The organism is Pseudomonas sp., from assembly GCF_026224925.1.
Taxonomy (GTDB): domain Bacteria; phylum Pseudomonadota; class Gammaproteobacteria; order Pseudomonadales; family Pseudomonadaceae; genus Aquipseudomonas.
Genome location: NZ_JAMFRV010000588.1, coordinates 1 through 6618 on the forward strand (window position 1 = coordinate 1; position 6618 = coordinate 6618).

Here is a 6618-nt window from a genome sequence, read left to right on the forward strand (position 1 = left end):
CGTCCGGATACCCACCCCACGTCCGGATCAAGTAGGTCATCACGCCGACGCCAACGCCAAACAACAGCCGCGCACGTGGACTGCTGGGGCCTGATACGGGTTCTGTGACAATGAAAAAAGCCCCAAGCATGCTGGCACCGCTTAGCAGATGAAACAGCGGCGAGCCATGTGAATCCGATCCCGACCCGTTCCAGCATAACAAGCTGACAACGAACAGGCTGCCCAGCATCCCCGCCGGCGCATGCCAGCTATAAACGCGCTGCCGAAGCAGGAATATCCCACCCGCAAGAAATGCGAGATTGAGCCATTCCGCACCTCTGCCGCCCCAGCGCCCGAATGATGGATTACCCGCAAACAGTTCATCGATGGTCAGGCTTTTGTTGATTCGCAGCGCATCCAACGCCGTAGCCTGTGCCCAGGCATCGGGTGCAGCTATCGAGCCGATATTGACCCCGAAGATGTGTTGCACACTTCCCAGCAGGTTCAAGCCGTGGGGCGCCGGCCAGTGGCTCATTTGTTGGGGGAACGACACTAGCGCCATGGCATAGCCAAGCATGGCGGGGTTGAACGGGTTTTTGCCCACGCCTCCGAACACATGCTTGCCGAAGAGAATGGCAAAGCCGCTGGCCAGCAGCGTCAACCACCATGGCGAGTAGGGCGGGAGTGCCAGTGCGAGAAGGGTGGAGCTAACCAGCGCGCTGCCATCGCTTAAGGCGGGCATGGCCTGCTGTCTGCGCAGGGTGAGCACGATCGCCTCGACAGCCAGCGCCATGGCGCCTGCCAGCAGCCAATTAATCACAATCCCCCACCCGTAGAACCACAGCAGTGTCAGAGCCCCGGGCAAGGTCGCCAAGAGCACCAGCGCCATGGTTTTTTGCAGGCGCTCGCTTGCTGGCTCAAGGGCAGTGGGCGGTGTATCAAGCGTTCCCATTGGCGCCGACCTTGGGTTGTGCCACAGGTGTGGTGTCGAGGAGGCTAAGGGCTTGTTCGGCAGCTTCGAATTCGTGCTGCAATTGCACCAGTTGTTGCTGCTGTTCGCGGGTCGGTGGATGGCCGAAGGCTTTCAGTGACTTGTTCAGTTGTGCACGGCTCATCGCCAGGGTGATCTTGGCTTTTTTCAGCGCTTGGTCATTGGCAGCGGCTTTCTGTGCGCGAATACGCTCAATGGCAGACTGCACTGGATTTGTTGCCGTTTCGGCCACTGCATTTGCGCTAGCGCTTGCGGCGCGTTGCGTACGTGCCAAACGTTCCGCATGCCGATGCTCTTCTTCACGGCGCAGTCGATCATTGCGCACGACGAAGCGTCGGCGCGCATGGTTGCGCTTGGCAGTGCGTGCCTGTTGTTGTTCAGGGCTAAAGGCCAGGCCGCCAACGATAGGCGTGATGTTAGCAAGAGGCAGCGGGTGCATCTCGATGCAGTCCACCGGACACGGTGCTACGCACAGATCGCAGCCGGTGCACTCATCGATAATCACGGTGTGCATCAGTTTGGCCGCCCCGAGAATCGCATCCACCGGGCAGGCCTGAATACATTTGGTGCAACCGATGCACTCGGCTTCACGGATGAACGCGATCTGTGCCGGTGCCGGGCCGCGTTCAACGTCCAACTGGATCAGCGGGAGGTCCAGTAGGCGGGCGAGCGCAGCAATAGTTTCGTCTCCACCGGGTGGGCATTTGTTGATTGCTTCGCCAGCGGCAATGCCTTCGGCGTAGGGCTTGCAGCCGGGGTGGCCACATTTTTCACACTGGGTTTGCGGCAATAACGCATCGATGCTCTTGATCAGGTTCATGGCGTGATCAGCCCGCTGAAACCAAGAAATGCCAGGCCCATCAAACCCACACTGATTAACGTGATGGGTAATCCGCGAAAAGGCAATGGAATGTCCTGGATGCGAATGCGTTGGCGAAGGTCATCCAGCAGGCTTAGCACCAACCAGAAGCCCAATCCCGAGCCGATGCTCAAGGCCAGAGTGAACACAATGCCCTTATCTGTCTGCGTGCTGACTAGCGCAAGCCCGAGCATGCCCGCGTTGCCCAACAGCAACGGCCATAGCCCTGCAAATGAGAGCTGCGGTAACCACCGCGACAGCAGCGACAAACACGGTTTGATCGCCACTACGATGACCGGAAGAAACACAAACAGACGCAGGTAAGTCAGGCCCAGAGGAATGAGTAAGTAGCAATAGAGCAGATAGCTAAGAAGCGTGCTGCAGAGTATTACCCATACCGTCGCGATGCCCAGTGCATGTATCTGTAGCCGTGTGGCTTGGGGTTCGTGGACCGCGCCCAGTAAAGGGTCGGCACTCAGCGGCCACTGCAAAACTACGTTGTTGATTAGGGCGGCGCTGATGAGGGTAAGCATGAAATCGGTCATGGGTATGCCCGGGTGAGCTAGCAGGCGAGAGCACCTTTAGACGAGCGCGCCTTTAGAAAAGATAGTACCCAAAACAACTCGTGCGTGGGTGCACGAAAAAGCCCACGAACGTTAACGTCAGTGGGCTTTGCACAGGGCTTACTTGATCCGCTGACCTGGTTTCGCACCGCTGTCTGGGCTAAGCAGGTAGATTTCTTCACCGCCAGGTCCGGCAGCCATCACCATGCCTTCGGAGATACCGAAACGCATTTTTCGCGGTTTGAGGTTGGCGATCATCATCGTCAAGCGACCTTCAAGCTCGGCCGGATTCGGGTAGGCGCTCTTGATTCCGGAGAATACGTTGCGCTGTTCGTCACCGATATCCAGAGTCAGACGCAGCAGTTTGTCAGCACCGTCAACGTGTTCAGCCTTGAGAATTAGCGCTACTCGAAGGTCGACCGCAGCGAACGCGTCGAAGTCGATTTCGGCTGCCAACGGTTCTTTCAGCAGCTCGCCATTGCCTTGCGGGGCAGCCGAGGTGTCGCTGGCGGTCAGGTCTTCTTTCGAGGCGTCGCTCATGGCTTGTACTTTTACTGGATCGATTCGGGTCATCAGTGGCAGGAACGGGTTGAGCCGATGGTCGCTGAGCAGGGTCAGGTGATCGTCCCAAGTCAGCGGTGCGACATTGAGGAAATTCTCCGCATCGGCTGCCAGCAGCGGCAGTACCGGTTTGAGGAAAATTACCAACTGGCGGAACAGGTTGATGCCCAGGGCACAAACAGCCTGAACTTCGTCTTGCTTGCCTTCCTGTTTAGCCAGAGACCATGGCGCTTTGTCGGCGATGTACGCGTTGGCGCGATCAGCCAGGCCCATGATTTCCCGCATGGCCCGGGCGAAGTCGCGTGCTTCGTACGCTTCGGCGATGCCCGGCGCTGCCACGAGGAACGCATCGGTCAGTTCTGGCGCGGCATTACCTGCGACCAGCACACCGGCGTTGCCTTTGTGGATAAAACCGGCGCAACGGCTGGCAATGTTGACCACTTTGCCGATCAAGTCCGAGTTGACCTTCTGCACGAAGTCTTCAAGGTTCAAATCCAGGTCATCGACGCCACGGCTGAGCTTGGCCGCGTAGTAATAACGCAGGTATTCCGGCGGCAGGTTGTCCAGGTACGTACGGGCCTTGATAAAGGTCCCGCGGGATTTCGACATTTTCTGGCCATTGACGGTCAGGTAGCCGTGGACGTTGATTCCAGTGGGCTTGCGAAAGCCCGCGCCTTCGAGCATGGCTGGCCAGAACAGCGCGTGGAAATTGACGATGTCCTTGCCGATGAAATGGTACAGCTCGGCAGTGGAGTCTTTCGCCCAATAAGCATCGAAGTCCAGGTCAGGACGGCGAGCGCACAGGTTCTTGAAGCTGGCCATGTAGCCAATCGGCGCATCTAGCCACACATAGAAGTATTTGCCCGGTTCGCCAGGAATTTCGAAACCAAAATAGGGCGCATCACGGGAAATATCCCACTGTTGCAGACCAGCATCCAGCCATTCGGCGATTTTGTTCGCAACGGCTTCTTGCAGGGTGCCACTGCGGGTCCAGCTTTTCAGCATCGCGTCGAAGTCGGGCAGCTTGAAGAAGAAGTGCTGCGACTCTTTCAAGACCGGCGTGGCCCCGGAAATCGCTGATTTCGGGTTTTTCAGGTCAGTCGGCGCGTAGGTTGCACCGCATTTTTCGCAGTTATCGCCGTATTGGTCTTCAGTGCCGCATTTCGGGCAGGTGCCCTTGATGAAGCGGTCGGCCAGGAACATCTGCTTTTCCGGGTCGAAATACTGAGTGATCGAACGCGTAGCGATGTGCCCGGCGTCACGCAGTCGGGTGTAGATCATGCTCGATAGCTCGCGGTTTTCATCCGAGTGCGTCGAGTGGAAGTTATCGAAGTCCACCAGGAAGTCGGCAAAGTCGGCGCTGTGTTCAGCCTTTACGTTGGCGATCAATTGCTCTGGGGTGATCCCTTCTTTTTCAGCACGCAGCATGATTGCCGAGCCGTGAGCGTCGTCCGCGCAGACGTAGATGCACTGATTGCCCCGGTGCTTCTGGAAGCGCACCCACATATCAGTCTGGATGTACTCAAGCATATGGCCAAGGTGGATTGAACCATTGGCATAGGGCAGGGCGCTGGTGACGAGAATCTTGCGTGGCTCGGACATGGGGCTCGGCTACTTGAAGTGAAACGGAGGTCGGCCACTATAAAGGTCTGGGCGATATTTTTCACCCCGTGGACGCATATTGCACGCATTCATTGAGCGGTCCAGCGTGTGCCGAAAGCATGCCGACCGCTTGTATAAGGCGTAGGATACCTGCCTGTTTTAGTCAGTCTTTATTTCTGGAGTAGCCATGAGCGCCGTTAATCGCGCAGCGGTGGAAGCCGTTCTTCGCCAATATACCGACCCTTATTTGAATCAGGATCCTGTCAGCGCTGGTTGTGTCCGTGTTATCGACATCCAGGGTGATCGGGTCAGCGTGCAGCTTGAACTCGGTTATGCCGCCGCGTTGTTCAAGAATGGCTGGGCGCAAATGCTGCAAATTGCTATCGAAGGCCTTGATGGCGTGTCTTCGGCAAAAGTCGAGGTGCGCAGCGTGATTGCGGCGCACAAGGCTCAGGAGCAAATCCCCGGCCTAGCCAATGTGAAGAACATTGTCGCCGTGGCATCGGGTAAAGGCGGCGTGGGTAAATCCACCACGGCGGCAAACCTGGCGCTGGCCTTGTCCCGCGAAGGCGCGCGTGTCGGCATCCTCGACGCCGACATCTACGGCCCGAGTCAGGGTGTGATGTTCGGTATCCCAGAAGGCACCCGGCCGAAGATCAAAGATCAAAAATGGTTTGTGCCCCTTGAATCCCATGGGATTCAGGTGATGTCCATGGCCTTTCTGACCGATGACAACACACCGATGGTGTGGCGTGGCCCGATGGTTTCCGGAGCGCTGCTGCAGTTGATTACTCAGACAGCATGGGATGATCTGGATTATCTGGTCATCGACATGCCGCCAGGCACTGGTGACATACAGCTAACGCTGGCACAAAAAGTCCCGGTGGCCGGTGCTGTGATTGTCACCACTCCGCAGGATCTGGCGTTGCTGGATGCGAAGAAAGGCGTGGAGATGTTCCGCAAGGTCAACATTCCTGTGTTGGGCGTCGTGGAAAACATGGCGGTACACATCTGCTCGAACTGCGGTCATGCAGAGCATTTGTTTGGTGAGGGTGGCGGTGAGAAGCTGGCCGCGCAATACAACGTCGAGCTGCTGGCATCATTGCCGTTGTCGATGTTGATTCGCGAGCAGGCAGACGGTGGCAAGCCAACGGTTATCGCTGAGCCTGAAAGTCAGATTGCTATGGTTTACCAGGAGCTGGCGCGACATGTAGGTGCGCGGATCGTGCTGCAGGAGGCGCAGTCGCAAGCCATGCCAAGCATTACCGTTAGTGACGACTGATCTAGCGGAAATGTAAATACCCGTAGGAGCTGCCGCAGGCTGCGATGCTTAAAGACAATCGCAGCCTGCGGCAGCTCCTACGGGTTTTTTTACACCTGAGGCATAAACGACAGGCGTAAAAAAACCTCGCTTTTAAGGGCGAGGTTCTTTTTAAGCGAATAAGTACAAGTTAGATAACTTGAACTTCTTCAGCTTGCATGCCTTTCTGACCGCGGGTAGCGATGAAAGAGACCTGTTGGCCTTCTTTCAGGCTTTTGAAGCCGTCAGATTGGATAGCTTTGAAGTGAACGAAAAGATCGTCACCCGATTGTGGAGTGATGAAGCCGAAGCCTTTTTCATCGTTGAACCACTTAACGGTACCAGTTTGGCGATTAGACATGGTGTATCTCCTTGGACAAAGTTAACTGCGACTCAGGAAAAGCCCTGGCCGAGACTGAGTGCAAAGAGCAGGAAAAATTCTTGGAGATGGTTGGATCGAAATTCAACATCGTGTAGAGATTCTCAGTGACACAAGCAACACAGTGGCGCCACCTTAACGCGTTTTTCGAAACGTGCCAATGGTCTGTTAACGATTTTTTACTTTGGCGACTGATGGGCCTATGCAGACCGATGGTATCAGCCGTCAGAGTCTTTGAACCCAACGGCCCGGCCCGGTAAGATGCCGGACAGATTTTTCCACCTCGCTATTCAGGACACCGTCATGAGCATCAAATCGGATAAATGGATTCGCCGCATGGCGCAAGAACACGGCATGATCGAGCCGTTCGTAGAGCGTCAGGTA

General features: G+C 56.3%; 6 protein-coding genes and 1 pseudogene. 2 read left to right on the top strand and 5 right to left on the bottom strand.

The window, feature by feature from the left end; translation table 11 throughout:
• The 4 genes from M0974_RS24560 to metG form a co-directional block, all read right to left on the bottom strand.
• The coding region (locus M0974_RS24560) for an RnfABCDGE type electron transport complex subunit D (protein ID WP_297843139.1) at window positions 1-931 on the bottom strand (931 nt) is incomplete at its 3' end.
• Window positions 918-1790: an RnfABCDGE type electron transport complex subunit B gene (locus M0974_RS24565; RefSeq protein WP_367279047.1), complete on the bottom strand. Its 873-nt coding sequence runs from the start codon at window positions 1788-1790 to the stop codon at window positions 918-920. The genes M0974_RS24560 and M0974_RS24565, both read right to left, overlap by 14 nt.
• Entirely contained in the window at window positions 1787-2374 is a 588-nt protein-coding gene (locus M0974_RS24570; protein WP_297843142.1) for an Rnf-Nqr domain containing protein, read from the bottom strand. Before M0974_RS24570 ends, M0974_RS24565 begins: the two co-directional genes overlap by 4 nt.
• A 138-nt stretch (window positions 2375-2512) precedes the next feature.
• On the bottom strand, window positions 2513-4555 hold the full coding sequence (metG, locus tag M0974_RS24575) for a methionine--tRNA ligase (RefSeq protein ID WP_297843145.1): 2043 nt from the start codon (window positions 4553-4555) through the stop codon (window positions 2513-2515).
• A gap of 187 nt (window positions 4556-4742) precedes the next feature.
• Between metG and apbC the strand changes: the two genes are divergently transcribed.
• Window positions 4743-5837 (top strand): iron-sulfur cluster carrier protein ApbC, encoded by a 1095-nt coding sequence (gene apbC, locus M0974_RS24580; RefSeq protein ID WP_297843148.1) that lies wholly within the window; start codon window positions 4743-4745, stop codon window positions 5835-5837.
• Window positions 5838-6006: 169 nt separating this feature from the next.
• Here apbC and M0974_RS24585 read toward each other — a convergent pair whose 3' ends face one another.
• Window positions 6007-6216, bottom strand: coding sequence for a cold-shock protein (locus M0974_RS24585; RefSeq protein WP_002554837.1), 210 nt, complete (start codon window positions 6214-6216; stop codon window positions 6007-6009).
• Window positions 6217-6537: 321 nt separating this feature from the next.
• Here M0974_RS24585 and dcd point away from each other — a divergent pair.
• A pseudogene (gene dcd / locus M0974_RS24590) lies at window positions 6538-6618 on the top strand (dCTP deaminase); the annotation flags it as partial.

Excerpts from the sequence above, each read along its gene's own strand:
- M0974_RS24565 (WP_367279047.1), bottom strand. The coding sequence starts at position 1,790 with ATGAACCTGATCAAGAGCATCGATGCGTTATTGCCGCAAACCCAGTGT.
- apbC (WP_297843148.1), top strand. The coding sequence starts at position 4,743 with ATGAGCGCCGTTAATCGCGCAGCGGTGGAAGCCGTTCTTCGCCAATAT.
- M0974_RS24585 (WP_002554837.1), bottom strand. The coding sequence starts at position 6,216 with ATGTCTAATCGCCAAACTGGTACCGTTAAGTGGTTCAACGATGAAAAA.
- metG (WP_297843145.1), bottom strand. The coding sequence starts at position 4,555 with ATGTCCGAGCCACGCAAGATTCTCGTCACCAGCGCCCTGCCCTATGCC.
- M0974_RS24570 (WP_297843142.1), bottom strand. The coding sequence starts at position 2,374 with ATGACCGATTTCATGCTTACCCTCATCAGCGCCGCCCTAATCAACAAC.